The following is a 21,006-nucleotide window of genomic DNA, read 5'->3' as shown; positions in this document are numbered from 1 at the left end:
TACCTTAGCGGCTGACGGTTGCTTGATCGAAGATATTGTTGCCCAGAGGGGTCTGGACATAGCCTTCGACAGCCGAGCCAACTGCAACGGCAAAGGGGGTCTCATACATGAACAGCAGGGGGGCTGCCTCGGCATAGAGCTCTTGCATTCGGGCGAATTTCGCTTTGCGCGCCTCGGCGTCCATTTCACCGGCGGCTTCGTCGAACAGGGTGTTAAACTCGGCGTTTTCCCAGCCGGTTCCTACCGCCTTGGCCGTGGGTGTGTGGCCCAGCCAGCCCACCACCTGGCTGGGATCATTTACATCGTTGACCCAGCCATAGGTGTGAATGTCAAACTCACCTGATCGGTTCTTTGCGCCGCGTGTTGCGCCGTCCACTTGCTCGACCACAAGATCGACGCCCAGAGGAGCCCACATCTGCTGAAGCGCCGCAAAGATGGTTGCATCGTCCGCAGAACCTGCCAGCGTGGTAAAGGTGATTTCGGTTCCATCGGCAAACCCGGCCTCAGCCAACAATGCCTTGGCCTTGTCCACGTCATAGCCATAGAGCGGGGTCATGTCGGCGGCATATTGGGTAGCCTTGGCCATCAAAGGCGAGCTCATCGGTTGACCCGCGCCATGCAGTACCAGCCCGATCAACGCTTCTTTGTTGGTGCCATAGTTCAGCGCCTGCCGGACGCGGGCGTCGGCCAGTGGGTTTGCAGAACCATCGGCTCGGTTATCGCGCGTATTGATTGGCGAATAGATGATCCGCGTCGACGGATAGAGGTTCATGTTGATGTTGGAATCCTGCTCCAGCTCGGCCACACGGCTGAACGGGATGAATTCTGCGGCATCAACTTCTCCGGCCTGCAAACTCAGGATGCGGGTTGCGTCATCCGGGATGATCTCAAAATGTACGGCATCCAGATACGGCAGAGCTTTGTCGTCTGCGCCCATGCGCCAATAGTTTTCATTGGCGCAGAAATCCATCGATGCACCTTGTTCAAAGCCACACAGATAGAAGGGGCCAGAGCCTACTCCGGCGGCTGTGGCGGCAAATATCGCAGCGGATTTTTCCTGATCTGTTGCACCTTCTGCGGCCTCAAAGGCCGCTTTGGACACGATTGCCGTGTTGAATGTGGCCAGCATGGACAGGATGGTTGGATCCGGGCTGCCAAGGGCAACCGTGATCGCGTTTCCATCTGCGGTAACCGCGTCGATCGAACCCAGCAAGCCAGCCCAGGGGCTCAGGTCGGGATTGCGCGCTCGGTCGAGGGAAAAGACTACATCGTCACCTGACATGGGCGTACCGTTTGCGAATTTGATCCCCTCGCGCAGGGTCAGCGAAACCGTTTTACCATCGTCAGAGACTGTATAGGTCTCAGCAAGGCCGGGTTCGACGGAATTGCCGTCGGCACTGCTGCGCAGCAGGGTGTCGAACAGGCTGCCGACCATCCAGATATCAGGGTTGCGATCCGCATAGATCGGATCAATCAGGCGCGACCCGTCATAGCGTGCAAAGTTGAGTGTGCCGCCTCTTTCCTGTGCCAAAGCAGGCATGGCCAGGGTGGCGGCAACGGTTAGTCCCAAAACCGTCTTCAATTTCATAATTAGTCCTCCCGCAGAATGAATTCATGCTCGGGGCGACCATACCCGATTCTTAACAATACTAAAGCTTTTTTTAGTAGTGGGTGAAAAATGGCCAAATGTATTTAGGCTGACCTCTGTTCGGTTGGTCAATTTAACTTGTCACAAAGCCGGAATCATTGATCGGAGAGGTTGTTACCCAAAGCTCTACGGCTTCTACGTCCCCCAATACGACCGAGAAATGACGGGTAGATGTGTCGTGGTGAACGACGTCACCTGGCGACAAAATGAAAACCTTGTCACCAAGGTGATATTCAAGCCGTCCCGAGATCAGATAGCAAAACGCCTCGCCCTCATGCCGCATCTTTTCGGAAACGTGCCCCGGGGGGCGATGAACGATCTGTGGGTTGAACAATGCACCGGCAAAACCAGGGCCCAGCTTCTCATAAAACCTGCCCCGCATACCCAGGGAATATGTCTGGCGGTTGTCCTTTGCCACATATTCGCTGAACACCTCGGGTACGCTGAGCAGCTTTTCGATGCTGGTTTGAAGTGCCGCGGCAATCGCCATCAGCGAGGTCAGCGAGGGTGAGCTCAGGCCGCGCTCGACCTGAGACAGAAAGCCCGTTGTCAGATCAGAGGTCTGTGCGACCTTGTCCAAAGTCAGGCCCATCGCCTTGCGCCGCCTGCGAATTGCCTGCCCCAGCTCGGTCGGCGTGCCCTTCGGCTTTGATTTGTCGCGCGCGTTTGCTGCGTTCATTCCCTGTCTCCCGGAATCGTGGGTTGCCGCGCATTCAACCGGATCGCAGAGGAAATATCAAAATTTTTTTTAGCAGAGGTAAATATTTTTGGGAAGATCCGGGTGTAAACCTTCAAACCCCTCAATTTTTCCAACGGCTTAGTATCTAGCGAAACAGAATCAGAGTTTGATTGAGTGACGCCGATCCGCCGAGATCATGTCGCGGATGTTCTGGACGATTTGTTCCGCATGGGCGCTCGCCAATCGGTCGGCCTCGGTGATGTCCTGGGCCGCTATAGCTGCGATTATGTCGTCATGTTCCAGGGAATACCGATCCGGTAACCGATCCCCAAAGGACGAATAATAGGGCCGCATGATCCGTTGCCCTTCGTTCAGCAATCTGCGCGTCAGGCTTTCGTAATATGGGTTGCGCCCTGCTTTGGCGATTGCATTATGAAGCTCTGCGTTTTTTGCGATCATGGTCAGAACGTCATTTCTGGCAGCCGCATCCGAAAATTCCTGTTGCCGTATGCGAATGTCGCTCAGATCCTGGTCCGTTCGGTATTCGGCGGCCAGCCGGGTTGTAACGCGATACATCAGGGTCATCGCATCAAAGAATGTGTGAAGATTCAAAAAGTCTATGGGCGCCACTATGCTCGCGCGGTTCGGCAGTGTCGCCACCAACCCTTCCGATGTCAGCCTGACAAGGGCTTCGCGGATCGGGGTGCGCGACATCGAGAACCGCTCGCTCAGCTTGGCCTCGTCTATGGCGCTGCCGGGCGCAAGGGCGAGGTCGATGATTTCGTCCCGCAGGGTTTCATAGACGAACTGAACGCCTGATCCACGTTTGCGGCCGGCTTCGACCGGCTTTCGTTTTTCCATGTCAGAGCATTCCTTAGCCGCTGGATCGCGGTCCATCTGCGTTCGCACATCAATTTTGCCACACGTACCGGTGCTAAGTCGAGTGTTAATCCCAGCCAAAAACCAGTTGTTTTTCACGTATTTTAGGGCCTTATTCCTTCTTGTCGAAAATTTGTCGACAAATAAAATATTTAAAGTAGACTGACGGCAAGATTACACGAATCCCTAACCCGGTGGGGCATTCCCCCGGCCCGGCAATAAAATACGGAGACCCAAATCGTGAACCCGAATGTCTTTTCCGGATGCATCCCGGCCCTGATGACGCCCTGTCGCGCGGATCGCAGTCCTGACTTTGAGGCGCTTGTGCGTAAAGGTCATGAGCTGATCGAGACGGGCATGTCCGCGGTTGTCTATTGTGGCTCGATGGGTGATTGGCCCCTTTTGACCGATGCGCAGCGTATGCAGGGCGTCGAGGCGTTGGTCGGGGCTGGTATCCCGGTGATCGTGGGAACAGGCGCGATCAATTCGGCCTTGGCAATCCAGCATGCCGCACACGCGCAGAAAGTGGGCGCCAGCGGCTTGATGGTCATTCCCCGTGTACTGTCACGCGGCGCGTCCATGACTGCGCAGCGGCACCACTTCAAAGGCATTCTGGCCGCGGCACCGGATCTTCCCGCAGTGATCTACAACAGCCCTTATTACGGATTTACCACCCGTGCGGACCTGTTCTTTGATCTGCGCAAGGATCACCCGAACCTGATCGGATACAAGGAATTCGGCGGCGCCGAAGATCTGCGCTATGCGTCCGAAAACATCACCAGCGGTGATGGCAATGTTTCCCTGATGGTCGGCGTGGATACCGCGGTGTTCCACGGGATCGTGAATTGTGGCGCTACCGGCGCCATCACTGGGATCGGGAATGTGCTGCCCGATGAGATTCTGCATCTGGTGGATTTGTGTCAGGCGGCGGCCAAGGGCGATGCCAACGCGCGTGCCCGGGCGTTGGAGCTTGAGGCGGCTTTGGGCGTTTTGTCGTCCTTCGACGAAGGCACCGATCTTGTGCTCTACTACAAACACTTAATGGTTATGACGGGTCATCCCGAATACACGCATCATTTCAACGAAACAGATGCCCTTACTGACAGCCAGCGCGGCTATGTTGAACAACAGTTCAGACTGTTCCGTACCTGGTACGAGAACTGGAGCAGTCAGGCCGGTTCTTCGGCGCAAAATGCAGCGTGAGGATTTGGTATGTCGTTGAATAATGGATATGTTTTTCGCGGTCAGCACTTGATTGGCGGTCAGTGGGTTGGAGCTGATGAAAGCTTTGCCTCCAGCCCCGTCTCGGGTGAGGGGAGCAACTTTGCTGCGGGAACGCCTGAGTTGGTTGATCAGGCCTGTACCCTGGCCGAGGCCGCCTTTGGAGATTACGCCAATCGCAGCCGAGGGGATCGGGCCAGATTCCTGAATGCTATCGCGGATGAGATCGAGGCCCGTGCCGAGGCCATCACCAGCATTGGCAGTGCAGAAACCGGTCTGCCTGAGATGCGTCTTCAGGGCGAGCGGGGACGCACGGTTGGTCAGTTGCGCATGTTTGCCGAATTCGTCCAGGATGGTGCGTATCTAGAGCGCCGCCATGATCTGGCGATGCCGGATCGCCAACCCGCCCCACGTCCTGACATCAAGATGATGCAGCGCCCGGTTGGCCCGGTGGCTGTTTTTGGCGCTTCGAACTTCCCCTTGGCATTTTCGGTTGCCGGAGGTGACACCGCATCGGCACTGGCCGCAGGTTGCCCGGTCGTGGTCAAAGGCCACCCCGCCCATCCAGGCACCGGCGAAATCGTCGCTGATGCCATTCAAGCGGCGGCCAAGGCGACCGGTATGCCCGACGGCGTATTCTCATTGGTGCAAGGTGGGGACCGCAGCATCGGAGAAGCATTGGTAATGCATCCAGCAATCCGTGCCGTGGGCTTTACCGGTGGGCTGGCCGGAGGCAGGGCGCTGTTTGACCTCTGCACAACGCGCACAGACCCGATCCCGTTCTTTGGTGAATTGGGCTCGGTCAATCCGATGTTTGTTCTTCCAAACGCTATGGCCGCCAGAGGTGAAGAGATCGGCAAAGCCTGGGCGGGGTCAATGACCATGGGGGCAGGGCAGTTTTGCACCAATCCGGGCGTTGCCGTGATGATCACAGGCGATGATGCTGACCAATTTATCGATGCTGCTGCGAGTGCCCTGAGTACAGTGCCGTCACAGACCATGCTGACCGATGGGATTGCCGAGGCATTTCGATCCGGCCAATCGCATTTGGCCGAACATCCCGCCGTGCGCACGATCCATCAAGGTTCCACGGCAGGCCGTTCAGCTGAACCGGCGCTCTTCGAAACCGATGCCGAAGCGTTTCTGGCTGATCCCAGCCTCAGCGAAGAAGTGTTTGGGCCCGCATCGCTGATTGTGCGCGTCGGCTCGGAAAAAGAGATGGTTGCCTTGTCTGCCCAGCTGGACGGGCAACTTACGGCCACGATCCAGATGGATGACAGTGACACCGCGCTGGCGCAGCAACTCTTCCCGATTCTGGAGCGCAAGGCCGGGCGGTTGCTGTTCAACGGCTTCCCAACCGGGGTCGAGGTGGTGGGGTCCATGGTCCACGGGGGGCCTTATCCTGCCAGCACGAATTTCGGCGCGACAAGCGTCGGCACAATGGCCATCCGCCGTTGGCTGCGACCCGTAGCATATCAGAACATGCCCGCCGCACTCAGCCCCGAAGATCTGGAAGGCTCGACGCAATAAGCGGTGAACCACAGGGCTGAGGCTAGAAATTGCCTCGGCCATATCAAAGGCTTTGGCCCCGGTGAACGGGGCCGGGCAGGGACACCCAGATCGGCTGTTCCGTATCATCCGCAACACTCTGCCATAGAAGCAGATCACCGGAAATTCCGCGTCATTCGACGTGCAAAATCGGGCTTTGGCCCATAACAGGAGGACAAGATGAAACTCTTCTCGAACTTTGCCGCCCTGGCGGTAACAGCCACGCTTGCAATGCCCGCAAGCGCCGCAGAAATTGAATGGAAGATGACCGCAGCGATTGGTGAAGGTTCATTCTTTTACCAGAACTTCATGGAACGATTTGCGGCCAATGTAGACACACTGACCGCGGGGCGCATGCATGTCCAACCTTTTGGCGCGGGCGTTCTGGCCCCGGCCTTCAAGGCGTATGAAGTAGTTCAGGACGGCATCGTCGAAGCTGGTCATTCCACGCCGTCTTATCTGGTAAACCAGGACCCGACCAATGCCGTTTTCGCCAGCTTCCCCGGTGGCATGTCCGGCGAGGCGACCCTGCACTGGATCTATGAAGGCGGCGGTGAGCAGATGCTGCAGGATTTCCGCCGCGAAGAAATGGGTCTGCACACGCTGGTCGTTGGGGTCGGTACGTCCGAAGTGATGGCGCATTCGAACGTCAAGATCGAAACAACCAGCGATCTGAAGGGCGTCAAATACCGGACCTCGGGCGCATGGGCCGCTGTTCTACAGGAAAGCTTTGGCGGCGTTCCGACGGTTGTCCCGGGAAATGAAATCTACACTTTGCTGCAGCGTAAGGGTGTGGACGCGGTCGAATGGTCGACACCAGGAGGCAATATCTCTGAAGGTTTCCACGAGGTTGCGCCCTATATGATCATGCCCGGCGTGCATCAGCCGTCCTTTCTGTGGGAAGTCTTCGTCAAACAGGAAACCTGGGATGCTCTGCCCGAGGATATCAAGCTTCAGGTTACCGCAGCGGCCAAGCTGACAACATACGAAAGCTTCACACATTTCGGTCACGCGGACATTCAGGCCATGGCTGCCTTCCGCGACACCAAAGTTGAAATCATCAACATGGTACCAGCGGAATCCGAAAAGATCCGTGCCGCCGGGCGCGATTGGGCCCGTAACCAGGCTGCCAAAAAAGCCGAAGACGGAAGCGCCCGGATGCAAGAGGTTCTGGACAGCTACCTCGCCTATCAAGCGAACTGGGCCGAGAATTCGGGTTATTTGGTTCGCGACAGCGCCGAATAGGCTCTGCCCTGACATTGGTTGGATGACCGGATACTCGTGCCGGTCATCCGTTTCCGGGGACATACATGACCACTATTCTCAGAGTCATCGACGCGATTGCTGGGGCGCTGGCCCTGCTGGGTCGATGCGTAATTTTTGCCCTGATCGTGGCAATGCTGTACGAGGTTGTTGCTCGCTATGCGTTTGGTGCGCCGACGCTTTGGGCGTTTGATATCTCGTACATGCTGAACGGTTCGGTTTTTCTGCTTGGGGCGGCTTATGCCCTGCGCTGTGACGTGCATGTCAGGATCGACTTTCTGTCTCAGCGTATGCCGATGCGGGCGCAGCAGCTGTTGAATGGTGCTGTCTTTCTGTTGGTCATGACACCGATCACGACCATCTTTGCCTGGGTTGCAAGCAAAAAGGCCTGGAAAGCACTGATCACCGGAGAGGTCGAAAGCGTCAGCCCCTGGGCGCCGGTTGTCTGGCCGTTTTACACGGTCATCGCCGTTGGTCTGGCGGCCTTGGCGCTGCAATTCCTGGCTGAGGCGATCAAGTTGCTTTCGGGGCGCAAGAACCCTGGTGAGGCACCGGGCGAACTGGACGGCATGGAAGAAAACCAATGACACCATTACTGATGTTTGCAGCCCTTTTTGTGCTGGTCTTTGCTGGAGTGCCGGTGGCCTTTTCGCTCATCATCATCTCCGTCGCCTTTGGCTACATGGTGTTCGGTGAGCTGATCTTTTTGCAGCTTTATGGTCCGCTGCTTCATACGGCTTCGAATTTCGTACTGGCAGCAATCCCTCTGTTCATTTTCATGGGGGCGATACTTGAGCGTTCGGGGATCGCGAAACGCCTGTTCTTTGCACTGCAGTTGTGGCTGGGCGGCTTGCCCGGTGGATTGGCGCTGTCGACGATTGCAATGTGCGCGGTTTTCGCCGCCGCATCCGGCGTTGTAGGCGCGGTCGAGATAGTTGTGGGGTTGATGGCCATCCCAGCCATGACCAAAGCGGGTTATCGTAATGACCTCATCGCGGGAACAATCTGTGCAGGGGGCTCACTGGGGACAATAATTCCACCCTCGGTCATTGTGGTCGTCTATGCGTCGATTGCGCAGCTGTCGATTGGCAAGCTGTTTGCCGCATCTATCCTGCCCGGCTTGCTGATGGTGGTATTCTTCGTGCTTTATATTTTGGTGCGCAGCATGGTCCGACCTGCTGACGCTCCTCCGTTGCCACAGGCAGAGCGCGCGATGCCAACCGGTCGTAAGATGAAGGTGACGTTGACGGCATTGTTGCCCCCGCTGGCATTGATTGTCCTGGTGCTGGGCTCGCTTCTGGCCGGTGTTGCCTCGGCCACCGAAGCTGCCGCAGTCGGGGCCGCCGGTACGATCCTGTTGGCTTTGATGTTTCGGGAACTAAACCTGAAACTGATGTCCGAGGCACTGAATGTGACCCTGCGCATCACCGCTATGATCATGTTGATCGTGGCCGGAGGCACGATGTTCACCAGCATCTTTGCGGTCACCGGTGGCGGACAGCTGGTGCGCGATACCGTTGCCGGGATCGGGTATGGCAATGCCGGTATCATCGCATTCTTTTTGTTGGTGGTCTTTTTCGCGGGCTTTGTACTGGACTGGGTGTCGATCGTTCTGATTTTCATTCCGATCTTTGCCCCGATCGTGAAATCCGCCGGAATTGATCCGATCTGGTTTGCCATGATGGTTCTAGTGGTGATTCAGACTTCGTATCTGACACCGCCAATGGCACCGTCGATTTTCTATCTTCGATCAATTGCTCCGCGTGACATGAGCTATGGGCAGATGTATCGCGGCGTGTTGCCCTTTGTAGGGGCGCAAATGCTGGTTCTTGTGGTCATCATCCTGATCCCCGAAGTGGCGACATGGTTGCCAGAGATATTGGTCGGGCTTTGACATAGATCTTGGTCTTGCCCCTTCAGATGCCTGGCCCTGTTCAATGGGCTAGGTCATCGCCCTAGTTGTTTCGAAAGATCTTTCGGTTCCGGTAACTTGTCCGCATTCTGCGCCGCCCATTGATGCATCTCATACAGCAGTGGAAGCAGGCTTTGACCCAGAGGTGTGAGGCTGTATTCGACATGCGGCGGTATGGTCTTGAAGTCTTTGCGAGAGACAAAGCCCGTCGTCTGCAACTCGGTCAGCTGGCGCGTCAACGTTCGATGCGTGATGCGTCCGAGGTTTCGCTGAAGCTGGTTGAACCGGCAGTCCCCCTGCGAAAGCCAGTAGATGATCAACAGCTTCCATCGACCTGAGATTGCCGAGATCAATGCTTCGATCTGACAATGATCCTCTAACTCATCATGTTTCAAGGCAGTATCCTAGATGACCGTACTTGTTCGTGTGAACGTGCAATTTTAGATAGGGGTCAGAACGTTATGCCGCAACGGGGGGACCCAATGGCGAAGAAGAAAATTGTGATCATTGGCGGGGGCTATGTCGGGTTTGAAGTTGCCCGGGAACTGGACGCTTGCGCGGACGTCACCCTGATCGAGCAACGCGAAGCGTTCGTGCATCCGCCTGCAGCGATCCGCGCGCTGGTTGAACCCGCCTTGCTGGACCAGATCATCCTGCCATACGACAATCTGCTGCAATCGGGTAAGGTCGTGCGCGGGCGCGCCGTTTCGGTTTCTGAAACCGAGGTCACTTTAGAATCTGGAGCTGTCTTTCCGGCGGACTATATCCTGATCGCCACCGGATCATCCTATGCAGCGCCGTTCAAGCCGTCGGGTGGCAGCATTGCGGATTTTCAGCAAGCGAGCAAAGACGTCAGCGCGCAACTGGCCAAGGCGAATTCAGTTGTGATCGTAGGGGCAGGCGCTGTCGGGACAGAGCTTGCGGGCGAAACCGCCTCGGCACATCCGGGTAAATCCATCACCCTGGTTTCGTCGGATGATACCTTGTTTCCCAAATACCCGGCCAAGCTAGGCGCGCAGCTCAAAGGTAAATTGGAACGGCTGGGCGTCACTGTCATTCTCGGCCAGAGGGCGCAGGATTTACGCCATTTGGATCGGCCCTACGAAGGATCCGTGAGCTTGACCGACGGTAGGGTGATTGCGGCAGATCTTATATTTCCGGTGGTTGGATCGAAACCCCAATCGTCTTTGGTTCAAAGCCTTCCGGGCGTGTCGACTGATGCATTGGGTAGGGTCAAAACCGACAAATGGTTGCGACCGTCAAGCTATCCGAATGTCTTCGTCGGCGGTGACATTGCCGACATTGGCGACGGAATGACAATCGTAGCAACGGCACGGCAGAATCCGTGGCTGATCAAAACGCTTAAGAAAGTAATCGAGGGCGCACCCGTCGAAAGTCAGAAACCCTACGCGCCCTGGAAAAAAGCACCCATTCTGGTGCCCCTTGGGCCGGTCATCGGCAGCAGCTGGCTTTTTGTGACAGTGGGTGACTGGATCACACGCAAGATAAAGGGGAAAGATATTTTCATTCCCAAATATCGAAAGGCTTTTGGGATTTCGAGCTCGGGAAAATAGTTCCTACTGAGCATTGCGATTTGCCAACGTTCAGGCATCCCACTCGGATGATATCTGTGACATTCGTGTTGGCCTGCCTCTAGTCGTGTGCGAGGTTGCGACTGGCTTGTACCTGCTGAATATCTTTCGGCCATGTGGAACGGATATAAGCTAGAACATCCCATATGCCGTCATCAGTCAAAGTGCCGTCGAAACCCGGCATGCCACCGTTGAAATTCTTGACGCCGCGTGCGGCCAGTGTCTTTGCACCGCCGAATTTGGTGTAGTCAAACAAAAGCAGGCTATCATGGTGCCATGTGTGCCCGGTCACGTCATGTGGTGGCGCAGGCATCACACCGTCTTCACCCGGTGTTTGCCAGTTGGGTTGGCCTTCCAGGTTAACGCCGTGGCACGCGGCGCATTGATCTACGTAGAGCCTCTGTCCATTCGCCACGTCTCTGTCTGTCAACGTATGATCCGCGGCAACGCTGGAATAAATGCTGCATAGGACCAATATAAATAAGTGCCTGGTCATCTCCACCCACCTCAATTCGGAAGCGTCAGAACGGTTGTTAGTGTCGCCGTAGTTGTCAGCACCGCCAGAACGATCAGCGCCTCAACTTCGATGGATCGGGCGAGGTGCTGCGCTGCCTTGGTATCTCCGTCCAGCATTGCCGGAACAAATCGAAGCTTGTTCGCGGCGGCTAGGATCAATAGCAGCCCTACAAATAGTACTTTGAGCAACAGGGCCTGCCCATAACCAGTGGAGATGAGCGCTCGGAGATCACCAACAAGCAACCAAGCCATCCAGAAACCTGCGGCAATCAATGCGGGTACCATCAGTGTCGCAGCTTGGCCAAACCTATGCCCAAGTGCAGCGGCGTCTGCAATTTGCTCAGGTTGAAGAGCCATACTCCGCAGCGGGCTGAAGATGCCTACCCAGAAGGCTACACAGAGCAGGTGTGCTAGTAACAAGAGTTTGGTACCAAAATTCTCCAGATCCGATAGGTGCCCGATCTGTGCAAAGGACCACAGAGCCATCGTGCCACCCACAAGTGCGATCCCTAAACCAAAGCGCGGAACAGACAATCCGACAAGGATCATTGCTGCGCCCATCACTCGAAAAACAAATACATCGCCTACGGATGTCTGCCAGAGTAATCCAAGCATTTCGGGGTCGACCAGCCCATCCGCTCCGCCCGTCAAGAGGGCTCCACGAAGCATGAATCCCAGTGCCGTTGCAATGAGAGCAAGCCATGCCAAGGCCATGGATTGGCGTTTCATCGCCAGGCTTATCGGTGTGACCAAGCTGGAATAGAGACACTTAACGACCACAAGGCCAGTGGCCCCCGCAAAGCCGATATAGAGTGCTAGCTTTGCGAGGATTGCAGCAATTCCCCAGATGTCTGGCATGCTCATTCCACAGTAAAGGTAAACGCGCCCTGCATCGCATGACCGTCCTCACCTAAACCGCGCCACTCGATGACATAGGTGCCCGCGCCATTGCCTGGCAGTGGAATTTTGAACTTCTGAGCAAATCTTGCCTGGTCGCCCAAATCCAGTCGTACTGCCCCGTGTTCTTCGTGTGCCATCTCTATCCGGGTCAGCCGGATGTCTTTCGAGAAATTGAGGCCAACTTCAGCAGGCACAGTCGTTACTGTGGTTCCGTCTGCAGGTGTTGTTTCTGTGACCTTGGAATGCGCCAGCGCAAAATTGGGGAGCGCAGCCAAGAGTATAAGCATTACAATCTTCTTCATGGGGCTATCCTCAATTTATTCCGTTGGCGCGCTGTATTTCACGAATGTAGGCGATCACCATAGCGACGTCACCTCGCGTCAAGCCGTCGACGGGTGGCATGTCTCCAAACTGCCAATGGTGACTTCTTACACCCTGTGAAACCGCCCTCTGAAACGCTTCATCAGCGTGGTGACTAGGTTCGTATATCTTGTGGATCAGTGGCGGTCCTGCGCCGTCAATTCCGACCGCATTGACACCGTGGCAAGTGGCACAGGAGGCATCAAAGACCCGCTGGCCGATTGCTGCTTTGCCCTCAATAGGTGGCATCTGAATTGCGACAGGGCCGTCTCTTGAAACTGTCGCCTGGGGGCTGGCTTCTTCGATTGGGTCTGAACGAAAAACTATGAAAGCGGCAACAGCCGAGACGACGCAAGCGCCGATTAACAAGTGACTTTTCTTCATGGGTTGAACCTGACTTTGTAGAAGCTGGAAGTGCTGCGGCACATCGCAAACAGCCGCAAGGGCCGGTCACTTAGGCGCGCGCGGATCTTGGCAGATTCAAAGGTCAGGGGGTCTGTAGGGGCTATCTGGTTCAGTCAACTTGGATTGGGATCCAATCTGGAACTCTCGGTCAAGCTGATATTGATTCCACACGACTTGGCTGTTCTGCGAGATCAGTACGACGGCTTGGCAAAGCAAGGGGTTACACTCTCCGGTATCGGCATTATCCGTGTCGTGATGGCTGCTTTGGGCCGAGATTTCAGGGATGCTTTTCACCGCGGCGGAGTGTTCCGCCGATTGCATATGGTCCCCGCAGTGAAGCCCGACGCAGGCATGAGACTCGCCACCAAATCCGGCCAGAATGACCAGAAGACTCGTCAATAGCGCAAATGTGTATCGTCGGATGACCATGATTCCGGACGCTAATGCAGCGGAACACACAAGACAACGCCTGCAGCTTCATTATGCGCCACGCCGTTCTAAAGGAAATTACAACGCTGATTTTCGTAATGGGGCATTCCCCGCTCTTGTCCGGCGCGCGATTCTCATCAAATGCAGAGAGTCCGGGTCTATTTTGATTTCTATCAGTCGGGCCTAGCAACTGATTAGCGGCCAAACGGCAACACAGGTCGCAACAGTGTCAACGCCGACGATCGGATAGTAGAGGAACTTACTCTGGGATTCAGTGGTCGCATCAATCTTCTGGAAGGTTAGTCACATCGTATTTGCATTGTGCATTGGCCTTTGTTCGATTTGCTGCATTTCAATCCGTCGAATAGTCGAGGTCTTCTCGCCACTCTCGCAGCAAATACTCCAAGTCGGAAATATGGTTTCCCAAGACCTTCTCATCGACGCGTGAGTTTGTGTATTGATCCAGTTGTTGTAACTGCCCTTGCTGGCGAGAGCATCGGTCTGGCCAGCTACCGGCGATATTCTGGCGAAACTCATGTCTGACGCGCTGCGGTGTCTGGCTGGGGTGGGCAGCGCTGGTTGCGAACGTAGCATCGCGCGCGGGTGGGGAATGTCTCTTTTGGGCCGACCTTATCTTTATTGGGAAAAGTTGGTCCTCAGTATATGCGCCGTTTCGTGACGTCGTTCATGGGCTTGCAAAGCTGATTGCCAGCGCTTCTACCGCGTCCCCGTAGGTTGGGTATAGACCGGCGCGTTGTTCAAAGGCGTAGGCCTGAAAATAGTCCCAAAATAAGGTCACTTCTGTTCCAAAATAGTCTTTGAGCAAAGGAGTATTGCAAAGGTCGGCACGTAAACAAAATTCAACCTCGCTGAAAAACACAACTACTGTGTCGATCTGCGCTTCGATTTCTTTGAGTGTATCTGCATCGCCTGTTTTGAGATTTTCCAATAGGTTCGCCCCGATCTGCTTACGGGCCAGTTGCCGGGCTCGCTCGGGCAAGTCCGCGGGTACTTCGCCCGCAGCTTTGATTGCGGGGATCAGAACGTTGCCTAGTTGGGTGTATGTTTCGCGTGCACCGGTTTTCTGCCAGTCCGACATCAACTCGATGGAGCGCTCCTTTTTTGTGTCGAGGTAGCCCTGATAGAAGTTCAACGCCGAGACCCCGGCAGAGGCGGCAATAGCGATCAGTGACAAAAGGCGAAAGGTGCTTTCAATTCGTTCCCATGCGGTTTTAGGCGCGGGGGCCGTGTCGGCGGTGGCAATGCGGCGGCCAAGCGGGCCGTCGTCTCCTGGTTCGACATCCTCGTCCGCCTGTACAGGTTCAAGAACACCAGAAAGTTCGGCTGCGCCCGGGTCCAGATCATTGGAACGCGTACGCCTAATCGACCGTTTGTCAGTTGGAGCAGTCAACGCGGACCTCAAATGTCAGTGTTTTGTCCTTTTCGAATTGCGCGGTTTCGACCTCGCGCGCAAGACAATCAAGCGCCGGTTCGGGTATTAGAAACGCCTGGTCCAGCTGCACCGGCCCCCCTCCATCGGTTTGCACGTCCGGAAGCGCAGTCGCACTGCGATCTAAACCACATGCGGACAAATCAACAAGGTGCACCTCTGAGTTGTTCTGTGATGCCGCCAAGCGTTCGTCGTTCAGCCGCTTGAGATAGCATTTCGCGAGCAGTTCGTTCAAAGTGACCTTTTCGGCGCAAAACCCGCAATCCGCAAAAACCGGCGGTGCGACGAGGGCACACGCGATGCAAATGGAGGCCGCTGATGTCAGGTTCTTCATTGTGTGTGTCCACCCAGGAGTCTTGACAGACAAGGATAAGCGCGACTCAGTTGTTTTGTGAACCCGTTTTGAGGCGTGCGTATAAGATGAGTTCGGGTCGGTACTCAAAATGCATTCCATCGAAGTGGTGCCATTTGCCTCCCCAGATAAACCCAAAGCGTTCCATCTGCTGAACGAGCGCAACTGGGTATTGATTTTCGTAGGCCCCGGCGTTGCCTTCAGGAGCGCCTGACCAGCGCCAATAGCCGCCAAGCTGCGTGTTGAAGTCGACCGCGATACCAAAACTGTGCGCGCTTAGCCGTGGCGTGCCAGCGATACGGCGCCAGTTAAAGCTTCCGCCGACTTGGGTGAAATATGGGTCAAAATCCTCACCACTGGCAGCCATTGCATCGAACGCCGCTTGTAATTGATGTGCAGCGCAGTGGTGGCTGTTCAAGGCAAAGCGGGCGCGGCGCTTCGGCCCCTGGTATTCTGCGCGCCAGAGCCGGGCGGCAACCTGAGTTTCTGTTTGCCCATAAAGTGCGCGGAAGAAGGCGTCGTTGCGGGCGCGGCCTGGATCGAACCAGGGTGTGTCACGCGCCGCGAGGTCAAAGGCCAGCGGATAAATCTGTGCGAACTGGTCGGTGATGGAGGCGTTCGCCAGCCGTTCCTTCGGCGGACCGTTATGAGCCGCGCCAAGTGGCAGCGTCTGGCCGCCCGTTGTTAGCGTTTTCGCTGCTTCGTCGACGGTCAGGCCGGGATATGCGGTCTCAAGTGCTGTGGCGATTGCGGACCGACCCTGCGGTAATGGCATCGCCAGAAAATCGCGGGGGACGCAGCCATCTGCACGCGCAAAACTCGGCAAGAGTCCAAGCGCAAGAGAGACAGCGACTAGCCGCGATATTAGCATCCATTGGCCCTTTCGAGCGCTTGCAGACGCTGCACCTCGCCTTGTTCGGCTGCTGTCAGGCGCGGGTTTCGAGTGGTGCATTGGCTTGTGTCAAAGGCAGCCCGCGCACGCGTGGACTGAAAGCAGAAGCCGTTGTTATGAAAGATGAGGTTGCGCGAGTACCAAAGCTGTTCGCAGGTGCTGGGCGGCGAAGGCACTGGTGCCACGGCCCTTTCGGCGGGTTGGGTAGCGGCACTGAGCGTGTCGATCCGATCCTGAGCAGCGGCGGCATAGATGGGGCAGCCCGCGTGCATGGTCATGAACGCTTCCAGCGCGGAGGTGCTAGACGTGGTTTGTAGCACCTCCCAGTCAGCGCGTGCCGCGTCGCATGGGCTGATCTGAGGGGCAGAGGGTTGGGGCGTTGGAACAGTTACTGGGAGCGGGGCGGGGCCGCCGCGCTCAAAGGTAAATGTGCCCTGTAGCTGGTCGTAGTAAGCTGGGAACTGGTTGTGGTTCACACTGGCAGCCAGTTTACGCACGTCGGTCCGCACAAGGCGCACTAGCTCGTTCAGAGGTAGGCCGGGTGTGGTCATCCGCTCCAGCAGGGAGCGAGTGAAGACCGAGTTGGGGTTTGGGTCATTGTCCGACAGTCGGTCCAGCGCAGTCTGGCCTGTACCGGCAGAAAAGAGGACGAAGGCCCCTTCGGCCGGTTCCATTCGCGATAGCCCGCTCGAGCGGCCCACGGACCGGGTACCTTGGGTGGGGAATGGGTTGTCGCGGCAGGCATCGAGTATCATCAGTGCCACGCGCGCACCGCGGGACTGGATTACATCAAGGATCTGGTCAGCAGCGATGCTTTCGCCGGTCACAAAATCTTCTTCGCCCGGACGCACTTGGGGTACGTCGGTGGGCAGCAGGTAATTGCGACCTTCTACTTCGATGCCGTGTCCTGCAAAGTAGAACACTACCTCGTCGCCAGGACTGATCTGGCGAGAGAAATCTACAAGGCCGCGCCGCAGGTCCAGCCGCTCGGGGTCGATCAGTTCGGTGACCACAAATCCGAGTTCGCTCAGCGTGGCAGAGACGGCTCGAGCGTCATTGCCTGCCTTTTGCAGGTCGTTAATGTTTTCATAGCTGTCGATCCCAATAACCATCGCCAGCCGTTCCTCGGCAGTGGCGAGCGAACCGCATAGCAGTGTGGCGGCGATCCACATAAATAAACGCAAAACGGTCTCCTTAACGTTTGTCGTACCGCTCTGAATTTAAGGCTAACGTGTGCGTGAGGTCGTGTCCAACTTCACCTAGAAAGCCGGGCCGAGCGTTTTCCACATTTTTGACAATGTCGACATCCAGAGAAATGGATGATGCAAATCTTTGCTTTCGCTGCTGCGCTGAAGTTGTATGTCCGCTCCGACGCGCAGAATCTCACTGGAACCAGCCAAGTTCCAGCCGGGCGGTGCCAATAATTTGGGGCAACGTAGCGGTCTGAGGGTGCTGGTGTTTCTGCTTCTTTGACCCGCGTTCAGGCGCGCTTATTGAGAACTTTGAACCAAAGATATATTTTGACCGGATTGCGAACGAAAAGGAAAGTTCATGATCAGAACTACTGCACTGGCGCTCTTAGCGCTCCTCTCGGCAACCTCGGCATTCGCAACTGTCGGGCTGTATTGCGAGGCCCCTGATGGATCAGGCGCTGTATTTGATATCGGATTGGGAACTGTCCCTGGTCTCGCAGTCGTAAGCGCGACCATTCACGCAGACGGCAAACACTGGAGCCTTACAGAAGTCGATGGTGCGATACCAATCATCGTGGCACAGGGGGCCGATGTCGATATGCGTACTGTAATCGACTTCGCCGATCCCGAATACAGTCGGATCGTTGCCTCTGTTCGATTGATAAGCGCTGTCGAAGGAGACAAATCCGTCACTGTAGGCACGCTCACGATTCCGGAAATCGGTGCCTTCCCGCTGGTTTGCGAAGGGCCGTAGCCGTCCGATGTTGTGCAATGTACCGGGGCTAACTCGGCGGAAGCGGTCATCCCAAATTCTGCTTTGCTCAAATGTCTGAAATGGGCCGCGAGAGAGAGTAGTTTTAGATTGGGGGTGCTGCACGTTCTGTGACCAATTGTCTGGCTACGACTCTTTCGCGATGAATCATGTACAGCCCTGCACTGATGATGATTGCAATACCAAGTAGGCTAAGCGTGTTCGGGAAGTCATTGAAGACAAGATAGCCGAACAGGGTCGCTACCGGCAGCTCAAAGTACTGCAAAGGCGCCAATGTGGCCGAAGGCGCGAACGAAAGCGCATAGGTCATCATCATGTGGCTCACCGTTGCAAAAAAACCAGCTCCCAAAAGCCACAACAAAGCGATGTCTGTCGGCCAAACAGGATCGAACAGCTCCGAACCAGAGCCTTGCGCAAATATTAAGATTGGAATGGAAAACAGGCTGGCAATCAGGCCAGTGTGGAATTGCAGAGCTACGGGATGCATCCGACGCGACAATCCTCGCGTCACAAGAATGTAGAAAGCGAAAGCAACTGCCGTACCAAGCGGAATTATTGCAACCGCGCCGAAGGCCGCGAAACTGGGCTGGATGACGAACATTACCCCAACAAACCCGACAAGAGCTGCCCCGACACGACGCGGACCTACGTCTTCACCAAGGTAAAACTTACCAACCAACAAGACAATGAACGGGGCCACAAACACGATTGCCAACGCATCGGCGAGTGGCATCACACGGATGGCAGCAATGAAGCAAAATGTTGCGAACAGCAAAAGTAATGAGCGGAATGCGAGTACGATCAATTTGCCTCGCGCTACATGCAACGACAGCCCCATTATCCAGACGAACGGGGCCATCAACACGCACTGCACTACAAAGCGAGCAGCCGTAATCTGCCCAATTGGTACGCTAGCCGACGCGAGTTTTGCAGCTACGTCCAGCAAAGGAGCGGTGAGGCAAAATCCAAGCATCAGTGCAACTCCTGCAAGGATGCGATCCGTAGATTGAGGTATGGAATCAGCCGAGGACATCTCATCTTGTAGAAACGTCGCTAAACGCGTGTCTGTTCTCTATGCGACGCGGAGCAAAAATCCCTCAACTTGCGAGTTGGGGGTGGGTTAGAATTTGCGCTAGCAACGAACAGCAGGTTCGATGAGATGCGCAGCAGCAGATGGCCGGTTCAAAATTGGTCTACAAGCTCTTGATCTCGATTGCTGCTGCGATGGCAAAGGCGTCTTCAAGCTCGACGCTCAGATGCCGAACCGTGCTTACCATCTTTGCATGACCCAAGAGCAACTGAATCGCCCGAAGACTTCCTGTCTTTTCTTGTAGAACTGCGTGACTTTGGTCCGGCGCATTGATGGAGTTCCTTAGGCGCTGGCCTCGAAGCCAATGGGCTTCATCCAGTCCCGAACAATCCGCGCATACTGACGTGTTGAGATCTTCAGGAAAACTAAGTGATAGATCCACGGTCACAGCAATTACTTTCTTTTCAAGGGAGACACATAGAAAAAGCTGTAATTCCGACCCCTGTGAAGCTCTTTGTGATTGATCTGCTTGTTCGCGAATTCGAATTGGTTACTATTGTCGCATGACAAATTGGAAACCATCCCGAGATACGCTGAGTTCACCGCTGCATACGAGCCTTGCCACGATGATTGCAGGCGCGATCGAAGACGGCAGTTTGTCACCGGGACAGAAATTACCAACACACCGGAAACTGGCCGATGACCTGAGGTTGAGCGTTAATACCGTCAGCAAAGCTTACGACATTCTGCGTCGCCAAAACCTGATCGATGGTCAGATTGGGCGTGGCAGCTATGTTGTCGACACTGACAAAACCGACGGACAGCCATTCAAGTTGGAGTCAGAACCTCGAAACTTGTTCGACATGTCGATTTCGCGCCCCTTGTTTAATGGCCTGCATGTTGAGGCGATGCAATCAACGCTGAGGACTTTGCATGCCGGGCTCGACCCGGCCATATATCTTTCTACACGCCCGAATGTAGGCCACGAAACTCACCGAAAAACGGGAGTCAAATGGCTTTCACATTGCGGCCTTGAGACAAATGCAGATTCAGTCCTCATGACGAACGGGGTAACGCATGGAATGTCGGCAGCAATGTCTGCGATATTGCGTCCTGGCGACGTCATTCTGTCAGATATGGTCACGCATCACCTCTTGGTTTCGAGTGTCGCATATTTCGGATACCGACATGTTGGCCTTGAAACTGATGAGCACGGAATCCTGCCCGATGCATTGGAAAAAGCGTGCGTTGATAAGTCCCCTAAAGCATTGTATTTATTGCCATCTCTTGCCAACCCTAATGTACATATGATGCCAGAGGAACGTCGGCGCCAAATTGCTGCAATCGCCCGCAAACATAGGCTGCATATTATTGAAAACGATGCGTTTGGTCCGGTCGCAGCGGATCGCCAGCCGCCTGTTTCGATGTTCGCATCAGAACTGTCGGTCTACCTGACAACGTTCACCAAATGCACGGTCAGCGGGTTGCGTGCGGGTTATGCCGTTGCTCCGGACCATTTGCTTCCTGCATTGACAGCGAGACTGATTGTATTTGGTTGGATGGCAACGCCGCTGATCTGCGAACTTGCCTCACGCTGGGTGGAAGATGGCACAGCACAAGCGCTGGCGGATTGGCAGCGCGCGGAAATTGCCAAGCGGTATCATATAGCAACGCAAGAGCTTGCTGGTTTTAAATGGACGGGCCATCCGGCCAGTTTGCATCTTTGGTTGCAGCTCCCTCCAGATTGGGATTCCAACAGTTTTGTCGCCCATGCCCGCGAACTAAATGTTGCGGTGTCCCCTGAAAGCCCATTCCTTTCTCCCAAGGCTACCGCAACAAATGCAGTGCGCATTTCGGTGGGAAGCATTCGCGAAATCGAACGTTTTCGCCAAGCTCTGAAGCTTCTGGCCGGTTTACTTTTGCGCCCACGCGAGCCTTTGCCGCAATTCGCTTATTAGAATGTAG

22 protein-coding genes and 1 pseudogene are annotated in these 21,006 nt (G+C 55.5%); 9 read left to right on the top strand and 14 right to left on the bottom strand.

Translation table 11 applies throughout. The features are described 5' to 3' along the window. Positions 1–4 precede the first annotated feature (4 nt). The 3 genes from AC2FH9_RS04100 to AC2FH9_RS04090 form a co-directional block, all read right to left on the bottom strand. A complete protein-coding gene (locus tag AC2FH9_RS04100) occupies positions 5–1,588 on the bottom strand; it encodes an ABC transporter substrate-binding protein (protein ID WP_496749275.1) in 1,584 nt (527 codons plus the stop codon). 133 nt (positions 1,589–1,721) lie between these two features. Continuing rightward, positions 1,722–2,327 (bottom strand): helix-turn-helix domain-containing protein, encoded by a 606-nt coding sequence (locus tag AC2FH9_RS04095; protein ID WP_496749274.1) that lies wholly within the window; start codon positions 2,325–2,327, stop codon positions 1,722–1,724. A gap of 159 nt (positions 2,328–2,486) precedes the next feature. Beyond that, positions 2,487–3,188, bottom strand: coding sequence for a GntR family transcriptional regulator (locus tag AC2FH9_RS04090; protein ID WP_496692997.1), 702 nt, complete (start codon positions 3,186–3,188; stop codon positions 2,487–2,489). A gap of 258 nt (positions 3,189–3,446) precedes the next feature. Here AC2FH9_RS04090 and AC2FH9_RS04085 point away from each other — a divergent pair, with 258 nt between their 5' ends. The 5 genes from AC2FH9_RS04085 (at position 3,447) to AC2FH9_RS04065 (ending at position 9,132) form a co-directional block, all read left to right on the top strand. After that, entirely contained in the window at positions 3,447–4,409 is a 963-nt protein-coding gene (locus AC2FH9_RS04085) for a dihydrodipicolinate synthase family protein (protein WP_496749273.1), read from the top strand. 9 nt (positions 4,410–4,418) lie between these two features. Next, on the top strand, positions 4,419–5,957 hold the full coding sequence (locus AC2FH9_RS04080) for an aldehyde dehydrogenase (NADP(+)) (RefSeq protein WP_496870893.1): 1,539 nt from the start codon (positions 4,419–4,421) through the stop codon (positions 5,955–5,957). Positions 5,958–6,155: 198 nt separating this feature from the next. Beyond that, complete coding sequence (gene dctP, locus AC2FH9_RS04075; RefSeq protein WP_496749271.1) at positions 6,156–7,220, top strand: TRAP transporter substrate-binding protein DctP; 1,065 nt, start codon at positions 6,156–6,158, stop codon at positions 7,218–7,220. 65 nt (positions 7,221–7,285) lie between these two features. Next, positions 7,286–7,825, top strand: coding sequence for a TRAP transporter small permease subunit (locus AC2FH9_RS04070; RefSeq protein ID WP_142637832.1), 540 nt, complete (start codon positions 7,286–7,288; stop codon positions 7,823–7,825). Next, positions 7,822–9,132, top strand: a complete 1,311-nt coding sequence (locus AC2FH9_RS04065) for a TRAP transporter large permease (RefSeq protein WP_496702282.1) — start codon at positions 7,822–7,824, stop codon at positions 9,130–9,132. Before AC2FH9_RS04070 ends, AC2FH9_RS04065 begins: the two co-directional genes overlap by 4 nt. A gap of 53 nt (positions 9,133–9,185) precedes the next feature. Here the strand turns inward: AC2FH9_RS04065 and AC2FH9_RS04060 are convergent, their stop codons facing one another. Further along, positions 9,186–9,545 carry a winged helix-turn-helix transcriptional regulator gene (locus tag AC2FH9_RS04060; RefSeq protein ID WP_142637835.1) on the bottom strand — a complete coding sequence of 120 codons (360 nt, stop codon included), beginning with the start codon at positions 9,543–9,545 and terminating at the stop codon, positions 9,186–9,188. Between the two features lie 87 nt (positions 9,546–9,632). On the opposite strand from AC2FH9_RS04060, the gene AC2FH9_RS04055 reads away from it, so the two are divergent. Next, positions 9,633–10,724 (top strand): NAD(P)/FAD-dependent oxidoreductase, encoded by a 1,092-nt coding sequence (locus AC2FH9_RS04055; protein ID WP_496749269.1) that lies wholly within the window; start codon positions 9,633–9,635, stop codon positions 10,722–10,724. Positions 10,725–10,803: 79 nt separating this feature from the next. Here AC2FH9_RS04055 and AC2FH9_RS04050 read toward each other — a convergent pair whose 3' ends face one another. The 4 genes from AC2FH9_RS04050 to AC2FH9_RS04035 form a co-directional block, all read right to left on the bottom strand. After that, a complete protein-coding gene (locus tag AC2FH9_RS04050; RefSeq protein ID WP_496749268.1) occupies positions 10,804–11,172 on the bottom strand; it encodes a c-type cytochrome in 369 nt (122 codons plus the stop codon). A 77-nt stretch (positions 11,173–11,249) separates the two neighbouring features. Beyond that, the gene (locus AC2FH9_RS04045) at positions 11,250–12,122 is read right to left on the bottom strand and encodes a CopD family protein (RefSeq protein ID WP_496749267.1); all 873 of its coding nucleotides are present in this window, start codon (positions 12,120–12,122) and stop codon (positions 11,250–11,252) included. After that, entirely contained in the window at positions 12,119–12,460 is a 342-nt protein-coding gene (locus AC2FH9_RS04040; protein WP_496749266.1) for a copper resistance CopC family protein, read from the bottom strand. The genes AC2FH9_RS04045 and AC2FH9_RS04040 overlap by 4 nt, the downstream gene beginning before the upstream one ends. Positions 12,461–12,470: 10 nt before the next feature. Then, positions 12,471–12,902: a c-type cytochrome gene (locus AC2FH9_RS04035; protein WP_496749265.1), complete on the bottom strand. Its 432-nt coding sequence runs from the start codon at positions 12,900–12,902 to the stop codon at positions 12,471–12,473. Positions 12,903–12,989: 87 nt separating this feature from the next. Between AC2FH9_RS04035 and AC2FH9_RS04030 the strand changes: the two genes are divergently transcribed. Then, complete coding sequence (locus AC2FH9_RS04030; RefSeq protein WP_496749264.1) at positions 12,990–13,325, top strand: hypothetical protein; 336 nt, start codon at positions 12,990–12,992, stop codon at positions 13,323–13,325. Positions 13,326–14,037: 712 nt separating this feature from the next. Here the strand turns inward: AC2FH9_RS04030 and AC2FH9_RS04025 are convergent. Genes AC2FH9_RS04025 through AC2FH9_RS04010 form a run of 4 tightly spaced genes read right to left on the bottom strand, consistent with a single transcriptional unit; the run spans position 14,038 to position 17,230 of the window. Then, positions 14,038–14,763 carry a hypothetical protein gene (locus tag AC2FH9_RS04025; protein WP_496701225.1) on the bottom strand — a complete coding sequence of 242 codons (726 nt, stop codon included), beginning with the start codon at positions 14,761–14,763 and terminating at the stop codon, positions 14,038–14,040. Next, on the bottom strand, positions 14,747–15,136 hold the full coding sequence (locus AC2FH9_RS04020; protein WP_496693006.1) for a hypothetical protein: 390 nt from the start codon (positions 15,134–15,136) through the stop codon (positions 14,747–14,749). The genes AC2FH9_RS04025 and AC2FH9_RS04020 overlap by 17 nt, the downstream gene beginning before the upstream one ends. A 46-nt stretch (positions 15,137–15,182) precedes the next feature. Then, entirely contained in the window at positions 15,183–16,025 is an 843-nt protein-coding gene (locus tag AC2FH9_RS04015; RefSeq protein ID WP_496702270.1) for a M15 family metallopeptidase, read from the bottom strand. Further along, positions 16,019–17,230, bottom strand: a complete 1,212-nt coding sequence (locus tag AC2FH9_RS04010; RefSeq protein ID WP_496701222.1) for a caspase family protein — start codon at positions 17,228–17,230, stop codon at positions 16,019–16,021. The genes AC2FH9_RS04015 and AC2FH9_RS04010 overlap by 7 nt, the downstream gene beginning before the upstream one ends. Before the next feature lie 367 nt (positions 17,231–17,597). On the opposite strand from AC2FH9_RS04010, the gene AC2FH9_RS04005 reads away from it, so the two are divergent. Continuing rightward, positions 17,598–17,993, top strand: coding sequence for a hypothetical protein (locus AC2FH9_RS04005; RefSeq protein WP_496870889.1), 396 nt, complete (start codon positions 17,598–17,600; stop codon positions 17,991–17,993). A 103-nt stretch (positions 17,994–18,096) separates the two neighbouring features. Here the strand turns inward: AC2FH9_RS04005 and AC2FH9_RS04000 are convergent, their stop codons facing one another. Both AC2FH9_RS04000 and AC2FH9_RS03995 read right to left on the bottom strand, forming a co-directional pair. After that, complete coding sequence (locus AC2FH9_RS04000; RefSeq protein WP_496870887.1) at positions 18,097–19,044, bottom strand: DMT family transporter; 948 nt, start codon at positions 19,042–19,044, stop codon at positions 18,097–18,099. Positions 19,045–19,204: 160 nt separating this feature from the next. Next, positions 19,205–19,461 (bottom strand): annotated as a pseudogene (locus AC2FH9_RS03995) (site-specific integrase); the annotation flags it as partial. A 143-nt stretch (positions 19,462–19,604) separates the two neighbouring features. Between AC2FH9_RS03995 and ehuR the strand changes: the two are divergent. Continuing rightward, the gene (gene ehuR, locus AC2FH9_RS03990; RefSeq protein ID WP_496749258.1) at positions 19,605–20,999 is read left to right on the top strand and encodes a MocR-like ectoine utilization transcription factor EhuR; all 1,395 of its coding nucleotides are present in this window, start codon (positions 19,605–19,607) and stop codon (positions 20,997–20,999) included. The last annotated feature ends 7 nt before the right edge of the window (positions 21,000–21,006 follow it).

The organism is Ruegeria sp. CDSC081 (assembly GCF_059610485.1).
Note: the sequence above shows the minus strand (reverse complement) of the source record. Positions and strands in the feature narration are given on the sequence as shown.